Origin of the sequence: Pseudomonas sp. 18173, from assembly GCF_050432945.1 — a bacterium.
In the GTDB taxonomy this organism is placed as follows: Bacteria; Pseudomonadota; Gammaproteobacteria; order Pseudomonadales; family Pseudomonadaceae; genus Aquipseudomonas.
Map to the genome: position 1 here is coordinate 1 of NZ_JBKFTN010000063.1, position 2,110 is coordinate 2,110.

Sequence of the window (2,110 nt, forward strand, 5' to 3'; positions counted from 1 at the left end):
TGTAGGAGCGAGCATGCTCGCGAAAAACCTGAGCACGCCATAGGTTGCCAGACTCATCGCGTAATCGTTGGCGTCCATCGCGAGCATGCTCGCTCCTACAAGGATCACGCCGTATCCGTAGGTGAATCCTCGATGAAAATCCGTTACAAGGTAAGCCTTGTGGCTGCTTGTGTGCTGTTGGTAACCACCAGCCTGCTGTCGCTGGTCCAGGTAGAGCAGGTACGTACGATCTTGCGTCACCAGGTCGAGGCGAGCATTGGCGAAACGAGCAATGCGGTGGCACGCCAAATTGAAAACTGGCTCAACGGCAAGCTTCGCCTGATGGACCTGGCCGCCCAGGCGATCGACAGTCAGTACAGCGCGCAAGCGACCCAGCGAATCATCGACTCGCCCATTCTCAAAGAAGAATTCAAATTGGTATTCGGTGCCCTCGAGTCCGACGGCAGACCGATCAAGAACACCGCATCCTGGAACCCTAAACCTGACTATGACGGTCGCACCCGTCCCTGGTACGCGACGGGCAAGGCCGGTCACCAGGCCGTGTTGACCGAACCCTACAAGGACTCCACCACGGGTGAAATCCTGATTTCGGCTGTCGCCCGGATCAGCGATGCCGGGCAACTGCTCGGGGTGTTTGGTGGTGACATCCGCCTGACGGCGGTGGCCGATGCCATCAATACCCTGGATTTTGGCGGGGCCGGTTATGCGTTCCTGCTGAGCAAGAGCGGCAACATCATTTCCCATCCGAACGCCGAGTTGAACGGCAAACCCTACAGTGAGCTTTTTGCCGGAAGCTCGCCAGCGCTCGACAACCGGCTTCAGGAAGTCAGCAGCGCTGGAACGTCCCGGCTGGTTTCCTTTATTCCGCTGACCGATCTCAAGGGCATGGACTGGTACATCGGCGTGGTACTGGACCAGGACATCGTCATGGCCGCCGTCCGCGTCCTGACCTGGCGCGCGATCATCGGCACGGGCCTGGGTGTATTGCTCAGCCTGTTGGTGTTGGGGCTGTTGGTCAGGCGCCTGCTCTGGCCGCTGGATCAGCTCAAGGAATCGCTCGCGGATATCAATCGAGGGAGCGGCGACCTGACCCGTGAATTGCCGATGCATGGCAACGATGAAATTGCCCGGGTCTCCGGGGAGTTCAACCGGCTCCTGCAGAACCTAAAGGCGCTGATCGGCGATGTGAAAACGGGCTCGCAACACGTCCGCGAGAGCAGCACGGCCACGTCCTGTGAGGCGGACCTGGCTGCCGGCCGGGTCCAGAACCAGCTACAGGAACTGGATCAACTGTCCACCGCCATGCAGGAGATGGCCTCGACGGCCGAGGATGTGGCGCGCAATGCCCAGGCGGCGGCCGAGGCGGCGATTGCCGCCAACGAGGAAACCGAAAACGGCGTGGCGCTTGTCTCCCGGTCAACGGGCGCGATCAATCGCCTGGCAGTGGAAATGGACGACACCGGTCGTGCCATTAACGAACTGTCCACCCTCAGTCAAAGCATTGAATCGATCGTGGCAGTCATCACCGGCATCGCCGACCAGACCAACTTGCTCGCGCTCAATGCTGCCATCGAGGCGGCGCGAGCGGGTGAAACCGGACGGGGTTTTGCCGTGGTTGCCGATGAGGTGCGCTCGCTGGCCTCACGTACCCAGCAATCCACCCAGGAAATTCGCCAGATGATCGATCAACTGCAGGCGGGTGTAAAACACGCCCAGGCGCGAATGCAGCAAAGCCGCGACGCGGCCAGCAAGACGGCCGGTGATGCCAATGCCGCCAACTCGACGCTTGCGCGCATACGTGAAGCGATTTATCGGATCAATGACATGAACTTGCAGATTGCCGCCGCCGCGCAAGAACAGAGCGCGACGACCGAGGAGATCAATCGCAACACCACCAACATCCGCGATATCAGCCTGGAAGTTTCCGACAGTGCCGAAAAGCAGGTCCGCCAGTGTTCGGCGATGGCGGGCTACGTCGGCCAGCAGGACCAGCTACTGAGCCGCTTCAGGATTTGAATGTTGCCATTGAATGGCATTGAACCGGGGTCGGACCACCGGCCCGTTACAGATCACCCAGACAACTATTCCACCGAGGTAAGAAAGATGAGTG

2 pseudogenes are annotated in these 2,110 nt (G+C 60.0%); both read left to right on the top strand.

From position 1 onward, the window contains the following. Positions 1-132: 132 nt before the first annotated feature. Positions 133-1,158, top strand: a pseudogene (locus ACLD1X_RS29010) (HAMP domain-containing protein); the annotation flags it as partial. Between the two features lie 339 nt (positions 1,159-1,497). After that, positions 1,498-2,016, top strand: a pseudogene (locus tag ACLD1X_RS29015) (methyl-accepting chemotaxis protein); the annotation flags it as partial. Between the last annotated feature and the right edge of the window lie 94 nt (positions 2,017-2,110).